Genomic DNA, 13846 nt, shown 5'->3' on the forward strand with positions numbered 1-13846 from the left:
ATGAAAATTGCATCCATAATATTTCTATTATTTAGCCTTTCTACTTGCTCACAAAAGCAACAATATAATGATCAAATTAGCCAAACAGGTTCTATAAATGATTGGGAGAATCCAGAAATTTTTTCCAGAAACAAAGAAAATCCCAGAGCCTCTTTTATTCCGTTTAAAAACAAGGAAATGGCCTTACAAAATGAATCCAACAAATCCTTGTTTTATACATCCTTGAATGGAAAATGGAAATTCAATATCGTAGATAAACCTGCAGACAGACCGGTCGGTTTTCACAAAAAAGACTATGACGTTTCAGACTGGAAAAAAATTAATGTACCATCAAATTGGGAGCTTGAGGGCTATGGATATCCTATTTATACCAATGTGAAATACCCGCATGAAAAAACACCTCCTGTAATTCAGGCTCATTACAATCCTGTAGGCTCTTACAGAACCACATTCAATGTTAATGAAAAAATGCTGGATAGTGATGTATACCTTCATTTTGGAGCTGTAAGTTCGGCCATGAATATATGGATAAATGGTCATAAAGTCGGCTATAGTGAAGATAGTAAAACTCCGGCCGAGTTTCTGATCAATGACCATATTGTTGAAGGAGAAAATTTACTTGCTGTAGAGGTATTCAAATGGTCAGATGCCAGTTATTTAGAAGATCAGGATTTTTGGAGACTTGGTGGGATTACCCGTGATGTTTATCTCTTATCAAGAAATCGGGATCATATTGCCGATTTTGAAGTTGGTTCTAAGCTTGTAAACAATTATAACGATGGTATACTCTCTTTGGATGTTTTGCTTGCTAAAAGTGAGGGCAAAGAATTAGCTATTCTCATTGAATTATACGATAATCAGAACCAATCTGTGTTTCGTCAAGAGGAAAAAGTTGTTGATAATGGAGAGAATAACTCATTCAGTATTAAAGAACAAATCAAAAATATAGACGCATGGAGTGCTGAAAAGCCTACTCTTTACCAATTGTTGATCTCTTTAAAGGATGCTAACGGACAAGTACTAGAATATGTCACAACTCAGGTAGGATTTAGAAATGTGCAAATTGAAAATGGCTTACTAAAGATAAACGGTAAAAAAGTATATCTCAAAGGCGTGAATCTTCATGAACATCATGATCGTACAGGTCACTATGTAGACGAAGCTACTATGATAAAGGATATCAAAACAATGAAAATGCACAATATTAACGCTGTACGGACATCTCATTATCCACAGCCTGAAAGATTTTATGAATTGTGCAACATCTATGGCTTGTATGTAATTGATGAAGCAAATATAGAATCTCACGGGATGGGTGCTGAACATCAGGGTAGTTTTGATACGATTCAACACGTAGCTTACAGGCCAGAATGGAAAGCTGCGCATATGGACCGAATTAAGAATATGGTTGAAAGAGATAAAAATCATCCTTCAATTATTATATGGTCCATGGGAAATGAATGCGGTAATGGACCTGTTTTTTATGAAGGATATGATTGGATCAAGAAACGAGATTCAAATAGATATGTGCTATTTGAACAAGCTGGCTTAAATAGAAATACAGATATCGTTGGGCCAATGTATGCCACAATTGACCAGCTTGAGGCATATGCTAACACTCATAAAGACAGACCGTATATTCTTTGTGAATATGCACATGCTATGGGAAATAGCGTGGGTAACTTTAAAGAATACTGGGACATGATGAAAAAACATGACGTTCTTCAAGGTGGTTTTATCTGGGACTGGGTAGATCAGGGTCTTATCAAAAAGGATGATCAGGGCAAGGAATTCTGGGCATATGGTGGTGATTTCGGACCCGCAGATGTGCCTTCTGACGGAAATTTTTGCCTCAATGGATTAGTGGATCCTGACAGGAAACCTAAACCATCATTGATGGAAGTTAAAAAAGTGCATCAATTCGTTGATTTTTCATTTAATCAACAACAGGAACTGGAACTTACAAATAACTATCATTTTACAAATTTGAACGACTATTATCTGGACTGGGAACTTTTAAAAGATGGCAGAAAGGCTGATTCAGGAAGAGTTGATGAACTTTCAACATCTCCTGGAGGTAAATTTAAAGTTAGTTTACCCCTGAGTTATGACGAAAAAGATTCATCAGAGTACATACTGACCGCCAAATTATTGACAAAATCTGCAGAAGGATTAATACCTGAAAACCATAGCATCGCCTGGGAACAATTTATACTAACCAATCCTAAATCAACTCAAATTCCATTAACTGACAATAAGGTTATTCTAAGTGAAGATCAACAAACCATAACTGTGAGTAATAAGGTCTTGAAAATAAGTTTTAGTAAAACAGATGGGATCATGAAGGAATTGGTACTGGATAAGGAAAATATATTGAAAGATGGTCAGGGTTTTACTCCAAACTTTTGGCGGGCTCCTATCGACAATGATTTTGGAAATGACTTGCACAAACGGGCAAAAGATTGGCGTTTTGCAAGTAAGAACAGAACTTTGAAAGCCATAAGTTCTCATTCAGAAAAAGGTTTTGCGACAGTTAATGTTACCTACTTATTTTCAAATGAAAAAAATGAGCCAATGGCCAACTTGATACTTCAGTACAAGGTCAATGGGAATGGGGCCATACAGGTATCCTACTCCTTGACAAAAGAAAACAAGTCCATGGCTGAAACACCACGAATTGGTCTACAACTCATACTCAACGCAGAAATGAAGGAGTTGACCTGGTACGGCAGAGGACCATTTGAAAGCTATTGGGACAGAAAAAGCGGTGCTCCCCTAGGCATTTATTCCGGAAATGTTTCTGAACAGTATTGGCCCTATATCAGACCCCAGGAGAATGGAAACAAGAGTGATACACGTTGGTTTACGCTGACCAATGAAGCCAAAAACAAAGGCCTTAAAATTATTGGAGTTCCAACCATCGACTTTAGCGTCCATCATCAGCTCATGGAAGATTTTGAATCCCTGGAAAGAACAGATGGAAGGCATCACCAGGGGACCGAAGTAAAAAATCGTCACACCACCGATGTTATAGAAAGAGATCTGACAACAGTAACAATTGATTACCGACAAATGGGAATTGGAGGAGATAATAGCTGGGGTGCCAGAACGCATTCTGAATATTTGCTTAAGGGTAATTCTTATGAGTATTCCTTTGTCATTTTTCCGATAAATAATTAAATATAGCATTTGCAATATGCATTGAGCTTTGGGTATACAGACTCATTCACCTTTTGGCAATAATTCTTATTTTTATAAAAAAATAGAATATGCAAATCGTTATTATTGGTGCCGGTGGTGTTGGTGGATATTTCGGAGGCAAATTGGCCGCAGCTGGTTTTGATACTTCCTTTCTTGTACGAGGAAAAACTCTTGAAGCAATTAAGTCAAATGGTTTACGGGTCAAGAGTATTTCAGGGGACTTTCATGTGCATCCGGCAGCAAGTGATAATTATGACATTATCAAGACGGCAGATTTAATCATTTTAAGTGTAAAATCGTGGCAAATAGATGATATTGCTAAAAAAATCAAGCCATTAATGAACGAAAATACTGTGGTCCTGCCCTTGCAAAATGGTGCTGACAATGCAAACAGACTGACCAAAATAGTAGGAAGTCATCACGTACTCGCAGGTCTGTGCAGAATTGTTGCTAAAATTGACAGTCCCGGAATCATTGATCATTTTGGCTATGAGCCAGAAGTTTTGTTTGGTGAGATAGACAATTCAAAGAGTGCAAGAGTTGAGCTAATTCACAGCATTTTTACAAAGGCGGGTTTTAAAAATAAAATTTCGGATGACATACAAAGAGATATATGGCTAAAATTTTTATTTATAGCCTCCATAAGCGCCATGGGTGCCTTGACCAGAAGTGTTTTAGGAGTGATGCGTGAAGATTCATATATCCGATCTGTTTTAATAAAAACTGCCCGTGAAATTGTACTTGTCGGCCAGAGATTGGGCATAAATATACATGAGCAGGATATCGAAAACTGTTTTGCCATCATTGATAAAATTGATTATCAAACTACCATGTCACTGCAGCGGGATATGATGCAGGAAAAGCCTAGTGAGCTGGATAATTTCAATGGATACATCGTTCAGCAAGGAGATTTGTTGAAAATTGATACTCCCGTAAATGATTTTATCTATTACAGTTTAAAACCCATGGAAAACGCGGCGCGAAATCTTCGTATGTGATTAGGAAGTTCTGAAGGCCACCCCAAAAAAACGACAAGTATTAAATAATTATTCAAAAGACTCCCCTGCCATTGGGTCGAAAATCTGGGAAAAGGCTGAATCAAAAGTGTATAGCACATTCATGGTGCCGGTGGTTCGCTTGATTTGTCCGTCTTTTCTCATGTTGTATTGCTCCAAGGTACCACGAGGATCATTCATTCTCATACCGTTATAATAGATCTTTTCAACAAAATCCGGAAATACTATTTGTTTTACACTCACTCGGTAGCGTCCTTTGATATAATCTACCGAAAGAAAGGCTTCATAATCGTGTTGGGCATATTCGGGCAGGTTATTCCCTACGAGTCTGTATGCCTTGGTTTTTGTCGAGGTAGTAAACTTTAAAATATCAAGATCTGAGGTAAAGTCGTTGCTTTTCAACATACGGTCAAATTCCGCTTTATCGTCTATATCATACCATTTTTGCCACACCAGTTTATAATCAATTACATAAAAGTTTCCTACAGAATCCATTTTTTGAAATTGAGAATACCCTTGAAAACTAATAAGAAAAAAAAGAATCAAAATTCTTTTCATAACTACCTCTTTTATCGAATTAATCTTCCTGATGCAAAAATTTCTTTTTAGCTAAAAGTACTGCCTCATCCTCTACATGCTCATCGTCGGGAACACAGCAGTCTACCGGACATACGGCCGCACATTGAGGTTCATCATGAAATCCTTTACACTCAGTGCATTTATCAGGAATGATATAATAAACTTCATCGCTCACAGGTTCCTGCTCGTCATCAGCATTTACCTCTTTACCATTCGGTAAAACCACATCCCCGCTAATGTCCGTTCCATCTGAATATTTCCATTCTTCAGCTGCTTCATAAATAGCCGTGTTAGGACATTCAGGTTCACAAGCGCCACAATTGATACATTCGTCTGTTATGATTATTGCCATTGTTTTTTTAACTAAATTTGCGCCACAAATATAATGTTTACACATTTATTATCCTATATAGAATGAAGCTTGAAAAAAGAATAGAGGCATTTGTAAAATTGGGAACTTTCTTATCACAATTTCAGCCAGAAGGAATTGTAAGAAATGATGCCATTGAATTAAATGAAACTTTTTTTGATCCATTTAATTTACAGGTAAAAAGGGCTGCTGAATTTAATGGATGGTTTACCTTAAACAATGTATTAGATGCTTTTTCAAAATGGTCTAAACTGCTTAATGGTAATGACTTAAGTAGCTGGACTGACACTTACAATTTAAGCGGTAATTCTGTAAAAAAAATTGGGGTAATTATGGCTGGTAATATACCGCTGGTCGGTTTTCATGATTTTTTAGTAGTCTTGATATCAGGTCATGATATTGTGGTCAAACAATCGAGTTCCGATTCTTATTTTTTACCACTGATAGCAAAATACCTTGAATATGTGGAGCCTGCATTTAAAGGTAAAATTACGTTTACAGAAGACAAGCTTGGCGATTTTGATGCCGTGATAGCTACAGGAAGCAATAACACAGCCCGCTATTTTGATTATTACTTTGGTAAATACCCGCATATCATAAGAAGGAATAGAAATTCTGCTGCCATTCTTTCCGGGAATGAATCTCAAGAAGATTTAAAAAACCTTGGTGAGGATATCTTTCGTTATTTTGGTCTTGGGTGCCGTTCCGTTTCAAAACTATTTGTTCCTGAGAACTATGATTTTGACAAGTTCTTTACCGCTATTTATGACTATAAAGACGTACTTAATTACGACAAGTATGTGAATAATTATGACTATAACAAGGCCGTCTATCTGATGAGTCAATACAAACTACTGGAAAATGGTTTCTTAATGTTAAAAGAAGATGAAAACTATGCTTCTCCCATAGCTACTATTTTCTTTGAATATTATAAATCGGACTCCGCCTTGGCAGAAAAATTAGATCATGATAAAGAATCCATCCAATGTTTGGTTGGTTCCTCTGATGACAATACGATGATTAATTTTGGACAAACACAAAATCCACAATTGTGGGATTATGCGGATGATGTAGATACCTTGGCTTTCTTACAGAATCTTTAAAAAAATTACTCGAATTTAGTTTCCAGTTTGATATAATCCAGTAATTCTCTTTTTACTGATTCATCTTTGAATTTACCACCAAATTCTGAAGTAACTGTACTACTGGCAATATCGCTTACCCCTCTTGAATTAACACATAAATGCTTGGCATCAATGATACAGGCAACATCATCAGTTCCCAATGCTTCCTGCAATGCCTGCACAATCTGCATATTCAGTCTTTCCTGAACTTGAGGTCGCTTGGCATAATACTCAACGATTCTGTTCATTTTAGAAAGCCCAATGACCTTTCCTTTTGAAATATAAGCTACATGAGCTCTACCAACAATCGGAAGTAAATGATGTTCACAGGTTGAATACAAAGTGATGTTTTTCTCGACTAACATCTCGCCGTATTTATAGTTATTGTCAAAAGTCGATAACTTAGGCTTTCTTTCTGGATTCAAACCTCCAAAAATTTCTTTCACAAACATTTTCGCAACCCTTAACGGAGTGCCGCTAAGGCTGTCATCAGTAAGGTCCATACCCAGGGTATGAAGAATATTGGTGAAGTCTTTCTCAATTAATTTTATTTTCTCCCCTTCACTTAACTCAAAGGCATCCTTTCTAACAGGATTTTTAGCCGAACTTGAAACATGGTCATCACCCATTTCGTCAATTATTTCGTTTAACTTACCGTTTTGTCCTTCAAACATTTTCAATTGCGTTTAGTCTGCAAAAATACAATTTTGCTGTGAATAATACTCTTTTAAGATCCGATTAGTCGAATTAATTCTTCCTGATTACAAGTGAACTGTTCACCAGTTGTCATATTTTTCAATTTAAATATTTCATTGGCAATCTCCTGATCACCTACCAGAACTACAAAAGGAATTTGTTTGCTATTGGCATAGTTCATCTGCTTCTTTAACTTGGATGCACTCGGAAACATTTCAACCCTCAATCCCTTATCTCTGAGTATTTTAACGGATTTCATGACATGGCTTGCTTCATTTTCTCCAAAATTTATGAAAAGTGCCTGTGGCCTTGGATTTGGAGCATTTTTAAACAAATCCAGTTCCTCCATTACTAAAAATATTCTATCCAGTCCAAAAGAAATTCCAACACCACTCATATTTTTCAAACCAAAAATACTTGTTAGGTCATCATAGCGTCCACCGCCGCCTATAGAACCCATTTCCACTCCATTAGCTTCAATTTCAAAAATGGCGCCTGTGTAGTAATTTAAGCCTCGGGCCAAGGTCAGATCTAATTTCAAACGGGAGGTTCTTAAACCGAGGTTTTCGATCTGCTCCATAACAAAAGCCAATTCATCCACTCCTTTGGTTCCTTCTTCAGATTCGCCCAACATGTTTTTTAAAGAAGCTAATTTTTCTTTATTTGACCCTTTTAAATCAAACAAGGGCATGAGTTTATCAAGGGCAGACGTTGAAATATCCTTATTTCTCATTTCTTTCAAAACCCCATCAATACCAATTTTATCAAGTTTGTCAAGCGCTACCGTAAAATCAATCAATCTTTCTTTAGCACCAATGATATCTGCAATACCCGCTAAAATTTTTCGATTATTCAATTTGATCACTGTATCACGAAGACCCAAATCAGAAAAAACAGCATCGTATAATTGTACAAATTCAACCTCCTGCCAGAGACTGTCACTTCCTACCACATCTGCATCACATTGAAAAAACTCTCTGAACCGTCCTTTTTGTGGTCTGTCCGCCCTCCATACAGGTTGTATCTGATAACGTTTAAAAGGGAAAACAATATCATTCTGATGTTGCACTACATAACGTGCAAAAGGTACCGTCAAATCATAGCGCAAAGCCTTTTCAGATATTTTCGAAGTCATTTTCTTTGAATCGCGCTCCTGATACAAATCATCATTCACTTTTCTCAAAAAATCTCCTGAATTCAAAATCTTAAAAATCAAACGGTCTCCTTCCTCTCCATACTTACCCATCAATGTACTTGAATTCTCAAATGACGGCGTTTCAATTGGTTCAAAACCGAACAATTGAAAATTGTTTTTAATGGTATCGAAAATAAAATTTCTTTTGGCTAAATCAATGGAAGAAAAATCTCTCGTTCCTTTAGGAATAGTAGGTTTCATTGTAATCTTTAATTAATGTGACATCGCCCAAATGACTCATAGCATTTTGACCGCTGCAAATATCCGAAAATATTTCTTTTAAATATCTTTTTTTGGGACTATGACATTCAAAAGAAGATTTTTATCTTGCAGTATCTATGAAAGCGATTTTCTCCCTCCTTTTAATATGTACACCCCTACTGTTTTTTGGCCAGTCAAAACAGGTCTTGTCTGAAAATGGAGAACTGATCAATATTGAAAAAGTACTTCAAAAGTATATTCAATTTCCATCACTTTCCGAATCAGAAAAAGAAGCCGGCACCTATCTAAAATCGATTTGTAAAAACAATGGTTTGTATATTTCCGATTTTGGAACGGACAATGGGCAATACAATTTTGCAGCCTCCATCCTGCCTTTGAGTTCTGGAAAGCCGAATATTATTTTGCTTAGTCATATTGATGTGGTTCCCGAAAGTGATACTAATTTAAGAAAAGCTTATAGTGGAGAAATAGAAGATGATGTTATCTATGGCAGAGGTGCGATTGACAACAAAGGGGCCGGCATTATGCAACTTTATGGAATGCTGAAATTCAAGGATGTAAATGAAGTTGATGACCTGCCTTACAACATTACATTTCTGGCAGTATCTTGTGAAGAAACCCAATGTCAGGGTGGCATTCAATATGTATTAGACAACCATTTTGAAGAATTAAATGCAGTAGCAGTAGTCGGTGAAGGACCTTCTGAATTAACAGGATTGATAGAAGGTGAATTCGATCATCCTGTTTTTGGAATTTCGTTAATTACCAAACGGCCCTTATGGTTAGAACTGATCTTTACCTCCAAAACCAATGGACATGGTTCGATTACGCCTACGAACTATGCCAATAAGGAAATGGTGGAAGCCTTACACAGGCTCACAAAGAAAAAACCCAAAGTGATCTATAATGATATGAATGTTGCCTTCTTAAAAGATGTAGGCTCCTTTCATAATGGTCCAAAAAAAGCGGCCCTGAGAAATCCAAAACTATTTCGGCCTGCCATTGTTCCTCACCTAAGGAAATTCCCGGAATTACTTTCCTTGTTTACCAACACCATCACTTTAACCAATTTAATCACCAATGGAGGTGCTGTCAATAAATTGTCATCCCAGGCAATTGCTCAATTGGATTGCCGCCTATTGCCTGAAACGAATGAAACCGAATTTTTACATATGATCAGGTCCAGATTGAAAAATGAAGAAATTGAAATAAGAGTATTGGAAAGAGCTCCCAAGGTAGCTCCCAGCCCCTCAAATTCGATCTATCACGAATCTTTGGTGAAGGCTATCACTTCGTATTATCCCAAAGCCAAAACCATGGATATGCTCATGCCTAATACGAATGATCTATTTGCTTTTCGACAAAGAAACATTCCTTCTTACGGAGCTATTCCAGTCTATTTCGACAAAGAAGAAGTAAGAAGTGTTCATGGAAAAAATGAACACCTTCATCTTAAATCTCTGCATGACGGCTCTGAAGTTTTTCTCCGATTTATTCAAATACTTATGGGCGTGCCGTCAACCGGAACAACAAACTAAACTTATTTGCCTTTTTTCTGTCTTTCCTGCTGCTCCTGAGCTTGTTTCATGGCATCATCCAGACGCTGGCGAAAAGCACTCTTTTTCTTCGCAGGACGTTTTTTGTTTTCCTGAATCTGTGCATGAATTTTATCTTCATCAATGATAAAGTGCTTGATGACTAACATGATGACGATCGTCAATAAGTTAGAAACAAAATAATACAAACTTAAACTACTCGCATAACTGTTAAAGAAGAACATCATCATGATCGGTGAAAACCACATCATCATTTTCATCATCTTCTGCATATCCGGCATCCCTTCCTGCTGAGGCTGTTGCATGTTCATTTGTTGACTCTGTGTCATCTGCATATAAAAGAATATCGCTACAGATGCCAAAATTGGGAACAAACTAACATGATCTCCATAAAATGGAATCTTAAATGGCAACTGCAATACTTCATCATAGGCCGATAAATCATCTGCCCATAAAAAACCATTTTGGCGAATATCTATATTGGCAGGAAAGAATCGGAACAAAGCAAAGAACACCGGCATCTGAATCAAGGCCGGAATACACCCACTCAATGGGTTCACTCCTGCTTTTCGTTGTATGGCCATGGTTTCCTGCTGACGTTTCATGGCATTTTCCTTGCCTTTTAGCTTCTCATTGATCTCTTGCATTTCAGGCCTCAACACCTTCATTTTCGCACTGGATAAATATGATTTATACACTACCGGTGACATGATGATTCTTACCACAATGGTCATTAGAATAATCACAATTCCGAAGTTTCCGATAAACGAACTTAAGAAGCTAAATACAGGAATAAAAACGAACTTGTTGATCCATCTGAAAATACCCCAACCCAAACTTACGATTCGGTCTAACTGCTTCCCTTCATACTTGCTCAAAACTGCATAATCAACAGGACCATAATACATATTCATATTATAGCTCAACTCTCCGTTTTTCGCCTGTAAAGGGATATAGGCCTCATATTTTTTGGTGTATACCGTATCAATATCCTCATCGACCACCAAATTCCTTGAAATCAACTTTGCTGATTCAAATTTATCTTCTGCCAACAAAACAGAAGTAAAGAATTGTTGCTTAAATGCTACCCAGTTTAAATTGCTTACATCTTCTTCGTCTTCATCACTCATGGCATTCATATACTCAAATGAACCATTTTCCAAGTAACGCAAATCTGTATATTGATTTTCGTACTTAACACTTTTCTCAGTTCGAAAACTTTTCATTTGCCATTCAAGGTTGATGTCCTGACTTGTATTAATAGCCCTGTCCATCCCTTGGGTCCTGATCGCAAAATCAAGCATATAATCATCTGGTTTTAACTCATATCTATACTCAAGATAGCGATCCGCTGCAACCTTCAGCTTCATAGATAACACCTGGTTGTCTCCATTTTTGCTAAGACTCGGTTCAAAGTATAATTCCTTGGTTTGAAGATTTCTGTTATCCTGCGTAGCAAATGACAGATTCAGCAACGCATTTTGATCTTTAATAATATAAAGTGGAAGTTTGTTATATGTCTGATAATTCTTCAGAAGTACTTCTGTCACCTGACCTCCTTTGTTACTGACACTTATTTTTACCAATTCATTTTCGATAACCGTTACTTCATTTGTCGCTGATGCCAAACCTGCACTATAAGCAAAAACTCCTAAACTATTCTGAGCCTGGGCAAAAGCAACGGAATCAGAAGGATTAATCGGCTCCTGATCAGCCTTTTCGAACGAAGCTTCCTCTGATTTTTTAAGTGCATTGGATTTGTTTATTGAATCCTGCACCTGTTCCATCTTTTGCTTGGCCAGGTCCTCTTGTGTTGGTTGATTTGTATAAAAGTAATATATCATGATCGCACCTAACAGTACGAATCCAATCAAAGAATTGAGATCAAATTTTTTTTCTTCCATTATAGTATGTTTTGTCTATCCCCATCAGTGCACCTAATCGTCGCAACTGATCCTTCATTAGACAGGTTTTTTGAAATGTTCGGCAAATGTAGTGAAATAAGAGAAATTAAAATTTATAATGTGCTATAAATTATCATGAATCAAAGGCCTGTCAGGTTGCTTTATAAAAACAATTTAAATCCCATACGATTAAATCACTTTCCAGTGGGTCATTCCCAATTAATCAATCTTTTTCAGCAGCTTTTAGAAGCAGGTAGAAACTAATTATTTTCAAGTTTATCTTTAAAAATAAACATCAATACGATGGGAATGGCCAAGAGAATAACAATTAATTTATTGTTGACCAATATACTCGGGTAAAAGACGATTGATAAAATATAACCTCCAATAGCTCCACCTATATGAGCACTGTGGCCTATATTTCCCCATTGCTTTTTCATTCCAAAAATCGAATACAATAAATATCCCACAGCAAATATGTAAGCAGGAATTGGGATGGGAATAAAAAACATGTATAAATTCATTCCTGGATTGAGCATGATGGCTGCGTATAGAACACCCATTACAGCCCCTGATGCACCAACTGCGCTATAATAAGGCTCTTTTTTATGAAAACTCAAGGCAAAAAGATTTCCTGCTAATAAAGATCCAAAATACACTGCTAAAAATTTGGGAATACCCAAACCATTGATCACAGGATCTGCAAAAAAATACAAGGTAAGCATGTTAAAAAACAAATGCGATTGATCAACATGTAAAAAGCCCGAGGCCAGCAGCCTTATTTTTTCTCCTTTTACGATGGGGCCCACCTGAAACTTATACTGCTCAAAGAATCCTCGATCCTTAAAACCCTTAAATGAAACGGCCACATTTGCAAGGATGATTAATAATACAGCGGGGTTGATATCCATATGATAGTTTTCTTTAAGGTTTATTTCGAATTGAGAAACGCTACGAATTTATCAATTAATGCTGAATCAAAAAGCATGGGTTCAATTTTTCTCTAAAAAAAACAAAAAAAATCAGATATTTGATATATCAAAAACGAAGTCATGCATTTTTTAGCTTATATACTTCTATCTCCGCCGCTTTGGCTATTGTCCGTCATGCCTATGCGCATGCTGTTTGTGATTTCAGATTTTTTCTATTTTTTAGTGTATCATCTGATCGGGTATAGAAAAAAGATTGTACGAAGGAATTTAAAACTGGCTTTTCCTGAATTGGATAAAAAAGAATTAAAAAATATTGAAAGAAAATCCTACCGTCATTTTATAGACGTATTTATGGAACTTATAAAATCGTTCACCATTAGCGAAAAGGAAATATCTAAAAGGCTTTCGATTACAAACCCTGAATTACTGGATCCTTATTTTGAAAAAGGCAAAAGTGTTATATTTTTATCTGGACATTATGCCAATTGGGAATGGGTTTCCTTTATTGTTGAAAAAAGCCTCAGCTATCATATGAGTGTGGTGTATAAAAAATTGGCGAATCCTTATTTTGACAGACTCATAAAAAAAACCAGAAATAAATTTGGTGTGACCTTTATCGCGGCCAGAGAATTTTATCCTGAAATACTGAAGAATTTAAAGAAAGGCAACATTCAGGCCTACGGATTTCTGGCAGATCAGACACCCAATTGGAATAAAATAAAGTATTGGGGACCTTTTATGGGAATTGAAGTTCCAATCGTAGTTGGTCCGGAAACAATTGCCCGCAAATTAAACCTGCCTGTTTTTTATTTCAGAACAGAACGCATCCGGAGGGGTGTTTATGAATCCACTTTTGAGTTATTAGAGGAAAACCCTAAAGAAGCTACCCAATTTGAATTAACTGATAAGTATATAGCAGCCATAGAACATCAAATACGAAAAGCTCCTGAATTTTATTTCTGGACGCATCGCAGGTTTAAACACATGAATAAAAAGCCGGCTGATTTTTCTACAAATCCTGCTTAGTACCTGTCTACAGAGATACTTTATC

11 protein-coding genes are annotated in these 13846 nt (G+C 36.6%); 5 read left to right on the forward strand and 6 right to left on the reverse strand.

The features are described 5' to 3' along the window. Complete coding sequence (locus tag ACR2MV_RS12865) at positions 1-3180, forward strand: glycoside hydrolase family 2 TIM barrel-domain containing protein (RefSeq protein WP_434022325.1); 3180 nt, start codon at positions 1-3, stop codon at positions 3178-3180. A gap of 89 nt (positions 3181-3269) precedes the next feature. Next, on the forward strand, positions 3270-4199 hold the full coding sequence (locus ACR2MV_RS12870; protein WP_434022326.1) for a ketopantoate reductase family protein: 930 nt from the start codon (positions 3270-3272) through the stop codon (positions 4197-4199). Between the two features lie 48 nt (positions 4200-4247). Here ACR2MV_RS12870 and ACR2MV_RS12875 read toward each other — a convergent pair whose 3' ends face one another. Both ACR2MV_RS12875 and ACR2MV_RS12880 read right to left on the reverse strand, forming a co-directional pair. Continuing rightward, on the reverse strand, positions 4248-4775 hold the full coding sequence (locus tag ACR2MV_RS12875) for a hypothetical protein (RefSeq protein ID WP_434022327.1): 528 nt from the start codon (positions 4773-4775) through the stop codon (positions 4248-4250). Positions 4776-4794: 19 nt separating this feature from the next. Further along, positions 4795-5148, reverse strand: a complete 354-nt coding sequence (locus ACR2MV_RS12880; RefSeq protein WP_434022328.1) for a 4Fe-4S dicluster domain-containing protein — start codon at positions 5146-5148, stop codon at positions 4795-4797. A gap of 62 nt (positions 5149-5210) precedes the next feature. Between ACR2MV_RS12880 and ACR2MV_RS12885 the strand changes: the two genes are divergently transcribed. Beyond that, a complete protein-coding gene (locus ACR2MV_RS12885; protein ID WP_434022329.1) occupies positions 5211-6269 on the forward strand; it encodes an acyl-CoA reductase in 1059 nt (352 codons plus the stop codon). Positions 6270-6274: 5 nt separating this feature from the next. On the opposite strand, the gene folE is transcribed toward ACR2MV_RS12885, so the two are convergent. After that, positions 6275-6964 carry a GTP cyclohydrolase I FolE gene (gene folE / locus ACR2MV_RS12890; protein ID WP_434022330.1) on the reverse strand — a complete coding sequence of 230 codons (690 nt, stop codon included), beginning with the start codon at positions 6962-6964 and terminating at the stop codon, positions 6275-6277. Between the two features lie 53 nt (positions 6965-7017). Beyond that, positions 7018-8388: a histidine--tRNA ligase gene (gene hisS / locus ACR2MV_RS12895; RefSeq protein WP_434022350.1), complete on the reverse strand. Its 1371-nt coding sequence runs from the start codon at positions 8386-8388 to the stop codon at positions 7018-7020. A gap of 131 nt (positions 8389-8519) precedes the next feature. Here hisS and ACR2MV_RS12900 point away from each other — a divergent pair, with 131 nt between their 5' ends. Continuing rightward, entirely contained in the window at positions 8520-9941 is a 1422-nt protein-coding gene (locus ACR2MV_RS12900; protein ID WP_434022331.1) for a M20/M25/M40 family metallo-hydrolase, read from the forward strand. 2 nt (positions 9942-9943) lie between these two features. Here ACR2MV_RS12900 and yidC read toward each other — a convergent pair whose 3' ends face one another. Then, on the reverse strand, positions 9944-11863 hold the full coding sequence (gene yidC, locus ACR2MV_RS12905) for a membrane protein insertase YidC (protein ID WP_434022332.1): 1920 nt from the start codon (positions 11861-11863) through the stop codon (positions 9944-9946). Positions 11864-12123: 260 nt separating this feature from the next. Then, complete coding sequence (locus tag ACR2MV_RS12910) at positions 12124-12774, reverse strand: rhomboid family intramembrane serine protease (protein ID WP_434022333.1); 651 nt, start codon at positions 12772-12774, stop codon at positions 12124-12126. A 141-nt stretch (positions 12775-12915) separates the two neighbouring features. Here ACR2MV_RS12910 and ACR2MV_RS12915 point away from each other — a divergent pair, with 141 nt between their 5' ends. After that, the gene (locus tag ACR2MV_RS12915; protein ID WP_434022334.1) at positions 12916-13821 is read left to right on the forward strand and encodes a lysophospholipid acyltransferase family protein; all 906 of its coding nucleotides are present in this window, start codon (positions 12916-12918) and stop codon (positions 13819-13821) included. Positions 13822-13846 lie beyond the last annotated feature (25 nt).

Origin of the sequence: Lutimonas sp., from assembly GCF_051011215.1 — a bacterium.
Taxonomy (GTDB): domain Bacteria; phylum Bacteroidota; class Bacteroidia; order Flavobacteriales; family Flavobacteriaceae; genus Lutimonas.

What these genes read in the sequence shown, in the direction of transcription:
- ACR2MV_RS12865 (WP_434022325.1), top strand. Translation starts at nt 1, where the DNA reads ATGAAAATTGCATCCATAATATTTCTATTATTTAGCCTTTCTACTTGC.
- ACR2MV_RS12910 (WP_434022333.1), bottom strand. Translation starts at nt 12,774, where the DNA reads ATGGATATCAACCCCGCTGTATTATTAATCATCCTTGCAAATGTGGCC.
- ACR2MV_RS12885 (WP_434022329.1), top strand. Translation starts at nt 5,211, where the DNA reads ATGAAGCTTGAAAAAAGAATAGAGGCATTTGTAAAATTGGGAACTTTC.
- yidC (WP_434022332.1), bottom strand. Translation starts at nt 11,863, where the DNA reads ATGGAAGAAAAAAAATTTGATCTCAATTCTTTGATTGGATTCGTACTG.
- ACR2MV_RS12875 (WP_434022327.1), bottom strand. Translation starts at nt 4,775, where the DNA reads ATGAAAAGAATTTTGATTCTTTTTTTTCTTATTAGTTTTCAAGGGTAT.
- ACR2MV_RS12900 (WP_434022331.1), top strand. Translation starts at nt 8,520, where the DNA reads ATGAAAGCGATTTTCTCCCTCCTTTTAATATGTACACCCCTACTGTTT.
- ACR2MV_RS12880 (WP_434022328.1), bottom strand. Translation starts at nt 5,148, where the DNA reads ATGGCAATAATCATAACAGACGAATGTATCAATTGTGGCGCTTGTGAA.
- ACR2MV_RS12915 (WP_434022334.1), top strand. Translation starts at nt 12,916, where the DNA reads ATGCATTTTTTAGCTTATATACTTCTATCTCCGCCGCTTTGGCTATTG.
- ACR2MV_RS12870 (WP_434022326.1), top strand. Translation starts at nt 3,270, where the DNA reads ATGCAAATCGTTATTATTGGTGCCGGTGGTGTTGGTGGATATTTCGGA.
- folE (WP_434022330.1), bottom strand. Translation starts at nt 6,964, where the DNA reads ATGTTTGAAGGACAAAACGGTAAGTTAAACGAAATAATTGACGAAATG.